Here is a 15,963-nt window from a genome sequence, read left to right on the forward strand (position 1 = left end):
AACGCGAGTATCACCATCGCCAAGGGATTGAATTTCTTGCAAGGCGTTAGAGACTTGATAAGACCAGTCGCCATCTTCTGTGATGGTTAACGTACCCAGCGGAAGCTGGCCGTTGTCGTTGGCAACACTGGTCACTGTGGTGCTGAACTTGTTCTCGCCAGCATCATTATCAGTAATGGTGAGCGACAGATTATCGCCAGCAATCAGAAGATCCGCATCGACATCGGTGTCTTCTTTCACTGTGTCTGTCGTTGGACCTGTGATGATGGTTTCATCTTCGGTGCCGTTGATGGTGACGGCAATGGTGTGCTCGGTACCGTCCGCAGACGTCACGATAAATTCTTCAACCAACTTATCGCCAACATCCAGAGCTTGCACTGCCGCTAGTGAATTATCTACTGAGTACGTCCAAGTACCATCAGCTGTGATAGTAAGTGAGCCTAGTGTTGAACCTACTGGCTCTGCATTTCCAGGGCTAAACGTCTCCTCATCAGCATCATTATCACTGATAACCAAAGTATCGGTAGCCACTAAGTAGCCAAGAGCATCAGTGTCTGTATCTTCAGTCAGTGAAGAGGAGGAGCCACTGATAATCTGCGGCAAATCATTGGTACCGACAACAGTAATCGTCAATACCTCGGTGTTGATTGCGCCAAACTCGTCTCGAATGATAACTGGGTAGGTAATGTCTACGAAGTCTCCCGCATTTAGAGCTTGAGTAGCGGCCGAGTCATTATCGATCTCAAACGTCCATTCACCATTTGGTTTCATCACCAACTGGCCGTATTCACTGGCACCATCTTCTACAAAGAAGGTGAAGGTTGTGTCGTCATCAACGTCTTCTCCGACAAGGGTTCCGGACGCAAGAGACGTACCTTCAGTATTGTCTCCAGACTCAATAACGGTACCGTCTAAGTCGCTTGATGAGGATATGGTAGGTTGATCATTGGCACCAAATATCTCAATGGTAACAGGCTGCATGACAAATGCGCCCGCTTCATCAGCCACTTTGACATTGAATACAACTTCAACCGTCTCCCCTTCTTTTATAGACTGAGTAATCGCTGCGTTATTGTCTAAAGTGAAACGCCATGCGCCGGTCAATTCGTTTATGGTAAATTCACCATAATCACTCTTGTCCGTAGTGGTAAAGCTCAGCGTTCCATCGCTGTCCGCCGCTCGTATGGTACCAAAATCAGACACCTTACCTGGGAACAGTGTGCCATCATCAAGATTACCCGCCTCACTCACAGCCCCACTAGTTCCCCTTACATCCTTTATTTCCGGAGTATCATTCGTACCGATTACCGTAATCGTAACAACCTGCTCACTGCGGGCGCCAAATTCATCGGTAACGGAAACCGTATAGTTCAGGGTTTTCGTTTCACCTTCACTTAATGCCTGGGTAACCGAAGCTTCATTGTCGAGCTCAAACTGCCATTGACCATTTTCATCGACAGAAAAAGAGCCAAAATCATTTTGTTCAGACTCAATTTCAAACGTCAGAATCGCATCCGCATCAACATCGGTGACAGATAAAAGACCCGAGCTAAATTATCGCTGCCAGTACCATCTCCCTGCTCGGTCACAGTCCCAGCAGCATCGCCACCTGCATCGAATGTCGGTAAATCGTTAGTACCATTGATGGTAAGCGTCAGTGTTTCAGTAGTGACGGCGCCTTTATCATCGGTAACGGTCACCTCAAAGGTGGTGTTTACTGAATCACCTTCTTTTAAACTTTGCGTCGCAGAAGAGCTGTTATCTAGGGTGAATACCCAATCGCCGGTTTGAGGGTCAACAATAAGCTGACCGTATTCATTGGAATCGTTTTCTACGCCATAAGTCAGCACGGCATCCGTATCGTTGTCGGAGGCACTAATGCTACCAGAAGCCGTATTCACACCCTCGACCACTTGACCGTCATCGAGATTTCCACTCTCAACCAAGGTGCCTTGCCCGACTTCGTCAATAACCGGTATATCATTGATCGGGTTAATATCGATTAACACCCCACCCGTTTGAACGGAGTCCGGTTGTCCCCGACCGTCATCAACGCTGTAGGTAAACTGACCTGCATCTTCACCAAGAGTATATTCTTGAGGCGCATCGAACTGTAGATTCTCAAATTCAGCTTGAGTCAGGGTCTGTCCCAGACTAACCGGTGTACCGTCAGCGAGCGTCACTTGTCCCAGTTTAGGGAGTTCTGTGACTGTCACTATCAATGCGTCACCGTCTACATCCGTAGGAAAGCTCAAACCCAAGTCACTGTCTTGCGACTCTTCATCATAGTTTCGAGCTTCAAATAGAGTAACAGGCGCACTGTTGGTTGCGATATCTAATAGAGCATTAGTCTGTGTTTCTGTCAGGTCTTGTCTATCAAGACCAAGAGTTTCAAAAAACGTAGCGGCTAGGACTTGTGGATTGATTGCTTCGACGGTGGCGGCGTCAGTAATACTGGAGCTTAATGAGCCACCTGCTGCTGTGGCTTGGTCTTCATTTTGAGTGGGGTCAGCGCCAGCCTCGATTTGAGCGATAATAGCATCAGCATCGAGATCGTTGGTTGAGATACTTGAGATATCCTCATCCTGATTTTGGGCGCTAATCTGAGCAAACAGTGTTTCCCGCAGTTCAATATCCGGAACCAGGTTATCAGGCGACAGTGGTATGTCACCTGGTCTCAATGCAGCGCCCTCTGGCAATAAGACAATTTTACCATTTGAATCAAGAACTAACGTTCCCGATAGATCCACTAGACCCAATAACGCAGCAATACTCATGGCGAACTCCTTGAACAACCGTCGCAATACACTCAGTCAACTGTCCACATTCACTGAAGCAACTTATTGTTTATTAGATAATTTTATATATGTTCAGTGTAGGACTGTAAAACCAGATTTCTAGTTTACTTTACTAAGTAATTACCAATAAAAATCAGGCTTTTAAACCCACAGAGATCAGAAAATGTGCAAATTCTCAAAAAAGACATGAACTGTATCTCCAATGAGAAGATTCATTGAAGATAGAGTGGGATGCAACGGATACTTGGTAATGGTTTGTCGGGATGAGTCTACAGCGTGTCAAGAAGATCCGGATTCACACCAAACCCAGTTTTATGCTCTTCTATTACGACTTCACTTCTGGTCTGTATAACACCCGGCAACGTGCCCAATTTGGTGGACATGAAAGATTGATAAGACTTCATATCTTTGGTTCTCACCTTGATCATGGTATCAAAATCACCGGAGAGCGAGTAACACTCTTCAATCTCGGGCATCAGCTCGACGGCCTTAGCAAACTTTTCAAAAATGGAGAAGCTTGTCTGATCAAGACGGATATGAATAAACACTTGAACATCCAACCCTAGTTTTTCTGGGTTAAGTTCAGCGTGGTAACCCACAATGAAACCTTCTTTTTCAAGACGTTTCACGCGGTCTGAGCAAGGGGAGGTCGTCAAATTGACCAGCTTAGCCAACTCAACTATTGGCATACGACCTTTACGGCTAAGTATGCGCAGTATTTCTAAATCGATTTTATCTAAAGCAAGCGAAGCCATTGATTTAACTCAAGTGAAAGGGATACTTCACGATTGTAAATCAAAGGTTATGCATGTAAAAAGATGTAAGATCACAAAGTTGTGACAAATGCCATCAATCGATATCAGTTTACAGTGTTAATTTATGCGAGATTCGTTTGACCGCTAAGCACTGTCTTCACTGTTTCTTGATTCTGCTTATTGCATACACGGCAATATAGCTGGCGCTCTAGCTTATAGTAGCCGCTACCGTTAACCAATTGAGACATTAACATTTGGAAGTTTTGAACGATAGATGAGTTATCGTTGTGGCTGCGTCGCATCACTGCTTTGTGTGCCGTATCCTTTTTGCACGCGGTGCAGTAGTTAGTTGGCATTTCAAGTCTCTCCATCTGTTCTGAATATTTCGTGACCATATTGTGTTTAATCTTGGTCGTTTGGCAAAACGATCATGCCAAAAAATGTGGTTGGTATTCCAAAATAACGTCATTATTTTGCGAAAATTTGATCAAGATTTCGAAATTAACTTACAAATCGCTCGTTAAAGCCGATAAATAACGAACTCGTCCGCAAAAAACACAAATTTGCAGCGAAATTACGAGAAGCGGGTTCAATTTTGCTGTAGCCATATCGCAAAAAGCCTGCAATAAATGCAGGCTTTTGATCATATCCACTGTAATTTCAGCTATTTCGCCGGTTTTACCTTAAAGAAAATGGCAAACAGAACTGGCACCACAATCAAGGTCAGCACCGTGGCAAACCCTAGACCCGCCATAATGGTGATCGCCATTGATCCAAAGAAGGCATCAAACACCAAGGGTATCATCCCTAAGATGGTAGTAAGCGCTGCCATACTCACTGGACGCACACGACTTACCGCACTATCAACTAGCGCTAGATAAGGGTCTTTGCCACTATCAAGTTCCAAGTTGATTTGATCCATGAGTACAATACCGTTTTTAAGGATCATGCCACTAAGACTCAGCAGACCCAGCAACGCTGTGAAACTGAATGGCATATTAGACACCAGCAAACCAAACGCCACACCAATGATAGAGAGCGGCACCGTGAGCCAAATCACCAGCGGCTTCTTAAACGAGTTGAAAAGCAACATAGTAATGATGAACATCAACAGATAGCCCATCGGCAGTGACTTAAACATCGCCTCTTGCGCGTCTTTTGATGACTCGTATTCGCCACCCCATTCGATCGTGTAGCCAGCAGGTAGAGGCAGTGATTCTACCTGTGGCTTAACACGAGCGAATAAACTTGCCGCCGTCTCATCGCCCAACACATCATGGTCAGCGAGCACGGTTAGCGTACGTTTTCTGTCACGACGTTGAATAATCGGCTCTTGCCATTCCAACGTGACATTATCAATCACCTGCTCCACAGGCACATACGTTTGCAGCATTGGGCTCCAGATGGAGATGTTCTGTAGCGATGCGTAATCAACACGCTCTGCTTCCGTTAATCTGGTCACGATTGGCAGCATTTGCGTACCATCGCGGAACACACCAATCGTGTTACCGCCGAACGCCAATTGCAGCGTACTTGAAAGATCTTCTTTTGAGATACCCAAGCGGCGCGCTTTTGACTCATTAAACTGAGGTACCAACTGCTTAGTACGCTCACGCCAGTCATGACGAACGTTTCTCGAACCAGGATCGGCAAGCAACACATCTTCAACTTGCACCGCGATATCGCGCAGTACCTGCGGATCTGGACCAATAATGCGCGCCTCTATCTTTGACGCTGGCGACGGACCAAATTCCATCAATCTTAGCTGGAACGTAGGTGCTGCAAATTGAGAAGACAGTTCCGAGTCTAGCTTATTGAGCAATTCGAACATGTTATCGCGACTCGTCGTACGCACTTGCAGCTGCGCAAAGCCTTCATAACTCTTCTCAGGCTGATAAGTCAGCATGAAACGTTGCAGGCCTTGTCCAACCGTCGAAGACACAAACTCGACATTGTCCTGCTCTTGGATATACGCTTCTACCTGCTCGGTTTGCTTGAGCGTTTGGCGAATGTCCGTGCCTTCTGGCATCCACATATCGACAAAGAACATTGGCGTATTTGACGGTGGGAAAAACGACTGTTTTACCAGACCAAACGCCATCACTGCAGAGACGAGCAGCGCAATCATACCCGCGACCGTGAGCCAACGCAGTTTTAATGCCAACTCCAAAGACCAGCGGAAGACAGTAAACAGAACGCCTTTGTAAGGGTCTGCATCTGCAGCTTGGTCATTCTTATTCGACTCTTTCAGAAGGATATCGGCTAGGAACGGCGTTAAAGTCAGTGCCGTGATCCAGCTTAGGAACAACGAATAACACAATACCCAAAACAGCGACCCCATGAACTCGCCCGTCGCGTCTTGTGACAAGCCAATTGGCGCAAACGCCGTAATAGCGATGACCGTTGCGCCAAGTAGTGGCCACTGGGTCTGCTTAGCGATACTCATCGCGGCTTGCTTCTTGGTTTGACCTTGCTTGAGACCAACCAAAATGCCTTCCACGATCACGATGGCATTGTCCACCAGCATGCCTAGCGCAATAATCAGTGCGCCTAGCGAGATACGGTGCAGCTCTATATTGTTGATACTCATCATAATGAAGGTACCAAACACAGTAAGCAGCAGCACCGCACCAATAATGATGCCGCTGCGCATACCCATGGTGAACAGCAGCACCACAATCACGATGCCCACAGCTTGAGCTAGACTGACAACAAAGTCTTGTACCGACTTATCTACTTCCGCCGACTGGTTATAGAAGTAGTCAAGATTAATGCCTGCTGGCTTGATGTTCTCCAGCGCTTGAAGCTGGGCATCTAACGCTTTGCCCACTTCAACCACGTTGACGCCCGCGCCAAAAGAGATCGCTAAATTGATGGCGGGCTTACCGTTAAAGGTAATCACGTTTGATGGCTTTTCTTGGATCCCTTTAGAAATCTCGGCCACATCTTTTAAGCGGATCAGGTTGCCGGTATCTCGGCCGTGGATAATCAGATTTTCCAGTGACTCTACAGAGTCCAGGTTACCATTTGGGCGAATCGCCAAGCTCTCGCCGTTGATCATGATTTCACCGGCAGACTGGACGCTGTTTTGCTGATTCAGCAATCCCATTACCGTGTTCATGTCCAAGTTAAGAGCAGAGAGACGTTCCAGCGATAACTCAACAAACAACATCTCTTTCTGATCACCCGCAATCGCCACTTTGCCAACGCCATCGACTAACTCAAGCTCGCGGCTCAAATAGTCAGCATAACGCTTCAGCTCCACATAGTCGTAGCCATCACCGGTCAGCATGATCATCACACCAAACACATCACCAAAGTCATCGATGATCTGAATCGAATTCACACCTGATGGAAGGTTTGGTCTTAAGTCATTAATTTTACGTCGCATTTCGTCCCAAATTTGCGGAAGCTCATCTGGGCCATAGTCCATTTCCATACTGACCATGATTTGTGACAGTCCAGCGGACGACGTCGACTTAATGTTCTTAATATACGGGAGCTTGCGGATCTCCTTTTCCAGAGGATACGTGAGCTCTTCTTCTACTTCCGTCGATGTTGCACCGGAATAAGTCGAAATTACCATCGCATCTTTAATGGTAAACGCAGGGTCTTCAAGACGGCCTAGATCATTAAACGACTGAATACCACCAATGGCCAAAATGACCAGAAACAGCCAGCTAATGACGCGGTTTTTAATTGAATACTCGGTCAAACTCATTATTTATTGTTCTCCATGAGTGCTACTGCTTCGCCATCTCTGAGCTTTCTCAAACTTGAGCTAATTAGAACGTCACCTTGAGCAACGCCAGAATCGACAATCACGCCAAAGCTATTGACTTGATCGACACGCACGGGTGTTTTCATTGCTACACCACCTTCATGCTTCCAGACGAAAAACTCTTGCGGCTCAACACCTGCTTCTAGGACTGTCATAGGGAGCTGATAACCTTGAATTGTGCTCAAACCAGCGGCCACCATATCAACATGAACCGACACGCTAGTTCCCGGCAAAATCTTTGTTTTAGGCTGAGGCATTTGTAGCCACAACTCATAAGCTCGGCTTTGCGCATCAGGCTCGCTAGAGTGCTCCAGATAGGTCATGGTGAAACTGTCCTCAACCCCAGAGAAAAACGCACGCGGCTGATAAGCATTGCGCTGAGCTTGTGGGGTGATAGACGCTAGAATGTGATCAGAAAGACTGATCTTCACATAGACTTTGTCGTCCTGATAAATGGATACCACGGTTTCACCTAGACCAACGTTCTCAAAACGTTCTTTGCTCACTTCCGCCACAACACCGGAAAACGGCGCTTTTAGGCTGGTGTACTGAATTTGGTGCTGAATATTTTGGTATTGCGCTTTCGCTAGTTGACGGTTTGACGTCAACTCGTCCAATTCAGAGTTTGAAATCATGTCACGCGCGTAAAGCTCAGTGCCACGACGTAATTGCTTAGTCGCCAGCTCATATTGAGCTAGAGCATCACGATATTGCTGCTGTAGTTTTTCATCATCCAACTTGGCAACAACCTGACCTTTCTTCACCGACTGACCTGGTTTGACAAGCAAGTGAGCAATTTCACCTTGGATACGAAATGACAGCTTGGTTTGCTCTGCTGTCACAACTTGGCCTTTGAACTCGCGATATTGCTGTTCGACAGGCTTAGATACCTCAATAGATTCCACCATCAAAGGGGCACGTTCGCGAACAGTGATATCTGAGTAGCATCCGGTTAACGCTAGCGATACAAGACCGATAGCAATCATTGACTTTTTCACTAGATACCCCCTCGCGTGTCCAGAGTTTTACTCGTTGTCCCTCAACTAGATTTGCCGCACCCGCGACCACGATTTGGTCACCTTGCTGCAAGCCAGCTGTCACTGCGCCGCTTTCATTGGTCGACAGTTGGATTTGGTGAATTTGCTCTGTCATCGGGTCAAAGCGCCAAACTTTACCGCTGCTCTCTTGCTGACTAATCCATGCGCTCGCCGGTAGTGTAAAAGCACGCTCTTTGGCTTCGCTTTGGATATGCACTTGACCAGACATGCCTGACAACACATTGATGTTATTTGGTTTGACTATGGTTACTGCCGCTGCATAGCTATTGGTATCCAGATCTGGCTGCATAGCAATCTCACGGAACCTTGCTTCAATACGCTGATTACGGTGGCTGTCTAACGTCACAAAAAAGTGCTGATTTTTCAGCTCTTCTAGCGTCACCGCTTTGACTTCTCTAACAGGGATAGTAAAGGTGACATCGAGATCATCACTGCTAATCAGGTTCAAGATAGGTTGCTTAGCGCCAACGACTTCAAACGGTTTTTGGTAGGTCAAAGAGACCACACCATCAAATGGGGCGATAATTTGGGTGTAACCTAGATCCGCTTTTGCTTGTGCGAGTGACGCTCGTGCCGCTTTATATTGCGTTTCGTTGCGATCGAACTCATCAGCGCTAATTGAGCTTTTTAGCAAACAGCTGTTTTGCACGCTTCCACTGGGATTCAGCAAGATCGAATTCTGCTTGTTTGGCATCAAGTGCCACTTGATAGTCGGTTGGATCGAGCGTCGCTAAGATCTCACCTTTCTTAATGGCTTCACCCATTTTGACGTCTATCGACGAAATCTGTCCCGCCACCTGAAAAGAGAGTTGTGCACGATCGGTTGCATCAACCTGTGCTAGGTAACTGCTGACTGGCGCAAAGTTGAGCTCAGGTACCTGAACCACTTTGACGGGCTTAATGATCGGTTCATTGATTTCTGATTGAGCTTGATTACAACCAGAAAGACCGACGACTGCCAACAAGGGCAGAACCAGCATACTGGCTGTTTTGAATAGACGATGGGTTTTCATAATATTTATCCCAAATTATATTTTACGGGTGTGCAGTAAATTAACTTTACAGTTGTGCAGTATATGTATAATTTGAAAGAGATCAATACATGCTGCACATGTGTGCAGTATAATTTTTTCAATGAGCTTCATCGCTTTTGGTTATATAGAAACCCTCAGACCCCGGTTTCAGTAGATTTACGGCATTGTGCGGCACCGTTGATGTGCACCTTGTCGATAGGTAGGTAATTCAGTACCCTGTATAGGAATGATTAATTAAAAAGGTATCGAGTGGAGAAGAAAAAAGGTCGTCGCAGCGCCATGGCGGCAGAAGAGACGAAAAACCTGATCATGACGGTCGCCGCAGACATGTTCTGTGAACTTGGTTACGAACGCGTATCGATTCGCAATATCAGCGATCGTGCTGGGGTATCTCACAGCCTAATTCGCCACCACTTTGGCAGCAAAGAGCAGATCTGGTACGACATCAGTGACCACATGCATGCTTATATGCAAAAGTACATCATGCATCTTCTCTCACAACTACCAGAAGATACACCAGCAAACATCAAGCTATATCGATTTGCGATTGAAATGTTGGCCAATCTACTGATCAACCGCCAACCGATGCAATTAATCGCTGACGCTATGCGTCAAGAGAACGAGTTTTTCGATTACTTCATTGATAGTAAAGGAGAAATTGAATGTATCGTGATGGCATTGGTGAATGAATACAACCATGGTCGCAGTGAAAGCGAGCAGTTCAATATGCATGAGCTAAAGTGGCAAATGATGCTTTATGCGTATGGCTCTGCGTGTATGATGCCAATGCTAAAAGAAGCTTGGTCGGAAGTGACTCAAGTCGACGATGAGTGCCTACTCAAACACTGGCAACTTTTCGAACAATTGACCGCACATAAGCTACAAATAGCAGAGCAAGATCGACTCAAACCAAGCAAAGTTTCTGATCTCGTCTACCATGTAAAGTGCGATTGGGGCGAATGCCCAATGTAAACGGAACCTTTAAAAAAGCAGCCCGAACGCTGCTTTTTTTACGCACCAAAGGACGAGCAAAGTGACCATCTCAAGCAAACAGCTAGCAACCTTCGACAGGCGCGGTTACTTGGTGCTAAAAGACGCTATCCCAACGTCACTGCTTCGAGACTTACGTCAATCCTACGATACCATACAGCAACAGCTGCTAGAGAACGCTCAATTTGATGGCTTGGTGAACAACGTTGCCATTCTGCATCAAGGCAACCAAAATTTTATCTCAAGAATAGACAACTTGTTTTCATTCGATATTCCCTTGTTCGTCAAGCTACTTGGACTTCCATTACTGCAACAAGCAGTACAAGCCCTAGTTGAAGGTGACGCCATTCCTATCTACGAGTCACTGCTCATCAAACACAAAGGCGATAACCAGAATATTGATTGGCACAGAGACATGAACCACCAAAGAGACTCTCGGATCTTTACCGTTGGCGTTTACCTCGATGACTCCAAGAGCCAGCAAGGTGCGTTGCAAGTCATTCCACACTCACACCTGAGCCCTGATTCCGTTTGTGAAATCACGCGTCGCTGGCAACAAGGCGATTTAACAAGTGCCGAAGTCACAACCGAAGCCGGGGACATCGTCATTCATGACGTCATGCTTGTACACAGCTCTCCACCGATTAACGAAGAAGCACGGCGCCGCACCGTTTACTTTGAATTTCGCTCCCTTGAACACACCCAAGCCAACCCACTCTTCTCCGCATCTTGGATACAACAACGCCAAGAGTTAAACCGCTACGCTTGCCATCTTTGGAGCCAATCACCGGCCTCAACAACGGATAATGAGTTCAAATTGCAAGACCTCTACAAACAGCAGGTGCGCTATGAGTCTGCAGAATACTGTTTTGAACCACCTTTGGGCTAAATGGCCGTTAGAGTGACGACCGCCCATCATTTCATATCGCGTTTTTAGTGCGACCATTTTAAGGTTACTAAAAGTATACTAATTGCAAATGGTTTGCAGGTTACTTTAATATACCACAAAGGCGCTCGGGACTGTCCCGAGTCATCGTGAAATGTAGAGGTCTAACCCCATGAGCAATGTACTAATTATCAATGCACACCAACCTTACCCATTCTCTGAAGGCAAGCTTAACGCCACTCTGGTCGACAAAGCGGTAACGCTATTGGAGGCGAAAGGCCACCAGACTCGCGTTGTCACTATGCAAGAAGAGATTGATGTACCAACACAATTAGAGAACTTCAAGTGGGCAGATCGAGTGATCATTCAATCACCGGTGAACTGGATGACAGTGCCTTGGAGCTTTAAAAAGTACATGGATGAGGTGTTTACTGCTGGTATGGGTGGTGACTTGTGTTTGTTTGATGGTCGCTCAGAATCAGAGCCTAAGAAAAACTACGGTACAGGTGGTACGCAAACCGAGTCTAAGTACATGCTGTCTTTAACGTTCAACGCGCCAGAAGAGTCGTTCAACGATGAATCTGAATACCTTTTCCAAGGAAAAAGTGTTGATGACCTAATGTTCCACATGCACGCCAACTTCCGCTTCTTTGGTATGACAGCGCTGCCAACCTTTGCGGCTTATGACGTAATGAAAAATGGCGATATCGCTAATGACTTTGCGCGCTTTGAAGCGCACCTGAATCAGCACTTCTAAAGACATCAAGCTTAAAGCACATTGTTACTATGGCGGTTCAAACGGCCGCTATAGTTGATGAATCCTCTAAATCTAACGCTGTGTCAGCGTTGTAGACGGACTCTCACCAAACAGCTTTTTGTAGTTACTGGCGAAAAGTCCTAAGTGATAGAAGCATGATTAAACGCGATATCATAGACGGAGTGTTCGCCATCACTACTGATTAAAGCCCTTCGAGCTTGGTTCAGCCTCACTCGCAAGAGAAACTGATGGGGCGACATACCACAGCAAGAGTGAAACGTGTTTTGTAACGTTCGGCGACTCACGTGTACGGCACGACAAAGCTCGCTGATGGTCATTGGATGAGACCAATCGCTACTCTCTAATGTTTGCTTCACCCGCCTCATGACTTTAGCACGTTGAAACAAAGGCTCCATTGAATCTTTGTTACCGCAAGACGAGTCAAGGACATCCGCTACAAAATCCAAAAGTAGCGACTCATGAGTGTGGCAAGACCAACCTACCGGTTGATTCGATAACAATATCGAGAGGTAGGCTTTTAGTTGATGAGCATGAGACGTCGATACGACTTGGCTAAGCATTGCTAAGCTGTCTGTCTCGACATCCAACTGGTCGAGAATAGAGCCTAAAGCTTGCTCGTCCAGCACCACGCCGTAAATCGAGAAATCTTCCGGCGTCACCAACTCAAAGTCCAGTCCGCCTGCGCGAAGCAACATATCGTCAGCGTCTTGCTGGTGATGATTAAGATACAGAGACTTATCAGTCGCACTTAACCCTAGCCACAGCCCACCTTTAGTCACTTGGCAATCCTGCCTTAAACCTCGATTGCTCTCTTCACGAAACACATGAACCTTAGAAAAGCGTCGCTCTACAATACGGCCACGATACGCACCATCGGTGATCTGATCATAGGCTTGAGCCCAATTAAACAAGTCATCTGCTTGTTGGTTTGCATCATTAGAGGGACGAATGCACAACTCTGGCGCAAACTTGCAAATTTCATCCATCACGACTACTCCTTCTAAATGGATTTTTGGTGCCCAACCATGGAGCACAAGCTCTATAAGGCATTGTTTATTAACAAATTTAATAGTTGCCATTTTTTGATATGCACATGGAACGCTATTCGCAGACTCACTCATTAGCTGCGAGACACGTTCAACAATAAAGGCAGCAAGAATCGGACCATTAAAGGAGTAGTAATGACAGCGACGTATCGTCGACAGCCCTATCGCCGACAACCCTATCGTCGACAACAGGGAAACCATGTATTTACGTTTAGTTCGCTTGCGGAACTGATGGCAAAAGCGACCCCAGAACGCTCTGGAGATGCCTTAGCTGGCGTGTGTGCAGAATCTGCAGCAGAACGCATAGTGGCGCAGATGACACTTGCAGATTTGCCGCTCAAAACGTTTCTCAATGACGTCGTGATCCCGTATGAGAGTGATGAAATTACCCGACTGATCATCGATAGCCATGACAAACAAGCCTTCTCACTCATCGAGCACCTCACGGTAGGTGATTTTAGAAACTGGTTACTTAGCGAACAGGCTGACTCGGAAACACTGGCGCAAATAAGGTCGGGACTGACGCCCGAAATGGTGGCGGCGGTGAGCAAGATCATGCGCAATCAAGATCTCATCTTAGTGGCTAAGAAGTGTCAGGTTGTGACTGCTTTTCGAAATACCATTGGACTGCCGAGCCGCCTTTCCACTCGTCTGCAGCCCAACCATCCAACTGATTCACTCAATGGCATTGCCGCGAGTATTTTCGATGGCCTGATGTACGGTAATGGAGACGCCGTCATTGGCATCAATCCAGCAACAGATAACGTTCCTCAAGCAATAAAACTCATGCAACTTATGGATGAGGTCATCCAGCAATATCAGATACCAACTCAGTCCTGCGTTTTAACTCATGTCACCAATACCATTGAAGCCATTGAGCTAGGTGCGCCTGTCGATTTGGTGTTTCAGTCGATTGGCGGAACCCAAGGCACCAATGACACGTTTGGCATCAATCTTTCTATTTTGGAAGAAGCGCAGCAGGCAGCACTGTCACTCAATCGCGGCACGGTGGGTAACAACGTCATGTATTTCGAAACAGGTCAGGGTACCGCGCTGTCTGCAAACGCTTTCCATGGCGTTGATCAGCAAACCTGCGAAGCGAGAGCCTATGCGGTGCTCGCCAATTTAACCCTTTGCTAGTTAACACCGTTGTGGGCTTTATCGGTCCGGAATATCTGTTTGATGGGAAGCAAATTATTAGGGCGGGACTGGAAGATCATTTCTGCGGAAAATTGCTGGGGTTACCGATGGGCTGTGACATTTGCTACACCAACCATGCCTACGCCGATCAAAATGACATGGACAACCTACTCACGTTACTCGGTGTCGCTGAGTGCTCTTTCATTATGGGGATCCCTGGCTCTGACGACATCATGCTTAACTATCAAACCACCTCATTTCACGATGCACTCTACGCTCGAAAGGTGCTTGGCTTGCGACCTGCCCCCGAATTCGAGAAGTGGCTGGTAGATACCCAGATTTTTAACGATGTCGATAAAGTGCGTCTAAACGACCAACTTGCCACCCCATTCTCTAATGCCATCAAACAGGTTAGCTAAGGAAAGCGACATGACAAAGGTAGTCAACATCAACAAAGCATCAAACTCTGTGGTGACCAGCCCTTGGCAGAAGCTGCGTAGCATGACCTCAGCACGAATCGCACTGGGCAGAACTGGCAACAGCATCCCGACCGATGCACTATTGTCGTTTCAACTTGATCATGCCCAAGCGATGGATGCCGTGCACTGCGCACTAGATACCCAAACCTTAAAAGTCGAACTTGAACAGTTACCCATGCTTCAGTCCGTGACGTCAGGAGAAATTCAAGTTGTCGAAAGCAAAATAACCGATCGCTTAATGTATCTTCAAAGACCCGATTTAGGGCGCCAACTCAGTGACGCATCTTGGGCACAACTGAAAAAACAAGCGTCCACCTCTAAAACCCAATCCGATCTCGCTATCGTCATCGCTGACGGATTGTCATCAACGGCAATACAAAATCACGCAGCCCCCTTTCTAGGGCGACTTCTTCACAAACTAGACAAAAGCAAATCATGGCACTTAGCGCCCATTACCATCGTCAAGCAAGGGAGAGTCGCGATTGCCGATGATGTTGCAGAATGCGTTAACGCTCGAATGGCGCTGATCTTAATAGGCGAAAGGCCTGGATTATCCTCTCCAGATAGCATGGGGTTATACCTAACGTGGGGAGCGAAACGAGGTGCAAAAGACTCGGAGCGTAATTGTATCTCAAATGTCAGACCTGACGGCTTGAGTTACGACAACGCCTGTCAGCGAACCCTATACCTACTCGAAGAAGCAAGAAGATTACATCTCTCTGGTGTCGATCTTAAAGACCGCTCTGAGATTGACGACGACAGCAGTTCAACACTCAATCAAACTCATTCTAACAACTTTCTTATCAACCGTTTGTAGAAGGATCTACTATGACCAAACATCAGGAATATTTGTCTAAAAGACAGCTAAAAAGAGGCACCGCAGGGTGGATTTTACTTGCAGGCCTCGGGGTCTCTTATGTCATCTCTGGCGACTTCGCAGGCTGGAATTTTGGCATTGCGCAAGCCGGCTGGGCTGGTTTTCTTATTGCTGCCATCGCCATGGCTGTCATGTACTTTACTTTAGTGCTCTCACTCGCTGAAATGTCCGCAGCCATTCCTGCCGCTGGCGGGGGTACAGTTTTGCTAGGCAAGCTATGGGGCCAACTGGCGGTTTTGTCACTGGACTCGCGGTACTCATCGAGTATGCACTAGCGCCGGCGGCCATCGTCATATTCATTGGCTCTGCGGTGAATGAGTTGATAGGAATAGATGGCCCCG

The 15,963-nt window shown here is 46.8% G+C and carries 13 protein-coding genes and 2 pseudogenes; 6 read left to right on the forward strand and 9 right to left on the reverse strand.

Going from position 1 to position 15,963, the window contains the following annotated elements; all coding sequences use genetic code 11:
• The 8 genes from TZ48_RS10500 to TZ48_RS24980 all read right to left on the reverse strand — a co-directional run.
• The coding region (locus tag TZ48_RS10500) for a VCBS domain-containing protein (protein ID WP_338062263.1) at positions 1–1,509 on the reverse strand (1,509 nt) is incomplete at its 3' end.
• On the reverse strand, positions 1,503–2,777 hold the full coding sequence (locus tag TZ48_RS10510; protein ID WP_112479111.1) for a VCBS domain-containing protein: 1,275 nt from the start codon (positions 2,775–2,777) through the stop codon (positions 1,503–1,505). The genes TZ48_RS10510 and TZ48_RS10500, both read right to left, overlap by 7 nt.
• 290 nt (positions 2,778–3,067) lie before the next feature.
• Positions 3,068–3,553 carry an Lrp/AsnC family transcriptional regulator gene (locus TZ48_RS10515; RefSeq protein ID WP_042499897.1) on the reverse strand — a complete coding sequence of 162 codons (486 nt, stop codon included), beginning with the start codon at positions 3,551–3,553 and terminating at the stop codon, positions 3,068–3,070.
• 122 nt (positions 3,554–3,675) lie between these two features.
• Entirely contained in the window at positions 3,676–3,909 is a 234-nt protein-coding gene (locus tag TZ48_RS10520) for a hypothetical protein (RefSeq protein WP_042499899.1), read from the reverse strand.
• Between the two features lie 308 nt (positions 3,910–4,217).
• Positions 4,218–7,274 (reverse strand): efflux RND transporter permease subunit, encoded by a 3,057-nt coding sequence (locus TZ48_RS10525; protein ID WP_112479112.1) that lies wholly within the window; start codon positions 7,272–7,274, stop codon positions 4,218–4,220.
• Complete coding sequence (locus TZ48_RS10530; protein WP_112479113.1) at positions 7,274–8,332, reverse strand: efflux RND transporter periplasmic adaptor subunit; 1,059 nt, start codon at positions 8,330–8,332, stop codon at positions 7,274–7,276. Before TZ48_RS10530 ends, TZ48_RS10525 begins: the two co-directional genes overlap by 1 nt.
• The gene (locus tag TZ48_RS10535) at positions 8,226–9,041 is read right to left on the reverse strand and encodes an efflux RND transporter periplasmic adaptor subunit (RefSeq protein ID WP_239670785.1); all 816 of its coding nucleotides are present in this window, start codon (positions 9,039–9,041) and stop codon (positions 8,226–8,228) included. The genes TZ48_RS10530 and TZ48_RS10535 overlap by 107 nt, the downstream gene beginning before the upstream one ends.
• Entirely contained in the window at positions 9,007–9,405 is a 399-nt protein-coding gene (locus TZ48_RS24980; RefSeq protein WP_239670786.1) for an efflux RND transporter periplasmic adaptor subunit, read from the reverse strand. The genes TZ48_RS10535 and TZ48_RS24980 overlap by 35 nt, the downstream gene beginning before the upstream one ends.
• A 270-nt stretch (positions 9,406–9,675) precedes the next feature.
• On the opposite strand from TZ48_RS24980, the gene TZ48_RS10540 reads away from it, so the two are divergent.
• The 3 genes from TZ48_RS10540 (at position 9,676) to TZ48_RS10550 (ending at position 12,059) form a co-directional block, all read left to right on the forward strand.
• Complete coding sequence (locus TZ48_RS10540; RefSeq protein WP_112479114.1) at positions 9,676–10,398, forward strand: TetR/AcrR family transcriptional regulator; 723 nt, start codon at positions 9,676–9,678, stop codon at positions 10,396–10,398.
• 61 nt (positions 10,399–10,459) lie between these two features.
• Positions 10,460–11,305, forward strand: a complete 846-nt coding sequence (locus tag TZ48_RS10545) for a phytanoyl-CoA dioxygenase family protein (protein WP_112479115.1) — start codon at positions 10,460–10,462, stop codon at positions 11,303–11,305.
• Positions 11,306–11,474: 169 nt separating this feature from the next.
• Positions 11,475–12,059 carry an NAD(P)H-dependent oxidoreductase gene (locus tag TZ48_RS10550; RefSeq protein WP_112479116.1) on the forward strand — a complete coding sequence of 195 codons (585 nt, stop codon included), beginning with the start codon at positions 11,475–11,477 and terminating at the stop codon, positions 12,057–12,059.
• A gap of 140 nt (positions 12,060–12,199) precedes the next feature.
• Here the strand turns inward: TZ48_RS10550 and TZ48_RS10555 are convergent, their stop codons facing one another.
• Positions 12,200–13,066, reverse strand: a complete 867-nt coding sequence (locus tag TZ48_RS10555; RefSeq protein ID WP_239670787.1) for a helix-turn-helix domain-containing protein — start codon at positions 13,064–13,066, stop codon at positions 12,200–12,202.
• Between the two features lie 195 nt (positions 13,067–13,261).
• Between TZ48_RS10555 and TZ48_RS10560 the strand changes: the two are divergent.
• The 3 genes and pseudogenes from TZ48_RS10560 to TZ48_RS10570 all read left to right on the forward strand — a co-directional run.
• Positions 13,262–14,685, forward strand: a pseudogene (locus TZ48_RS10560) (ethanolamine ammonia-lyase subunit EutB).
• Between the two features lie 10 nt (positions 14,686–14,695).
• A complete protein-coding gene (gene eutC, locus TZ48_RS10565) occupies positions 14,696–15,562 on the forward strand; it encodes an ethanolamine ammonia-lyase subunit EutC (protein WP_112479117.1) in 867 nt (288 codons plus the stop codon).
• 11 nt (positions 15,563–15,573) lie between these two features.
• Positions 15,574–15,963: pseudogene (locus TZ48_RS10570) on the forward strand (ethanolamine permease); the annotation flags it as partial.

This window comes from Vibrio variabilis (assembly GCF_003263785.1).
Taxonomy (GTDB): Bacteria; Pseudomonadota; Gammaproteobacteria; order Enterobacterales; family Vibrionaceae; genus Vibrio; species Vibrio variabilis.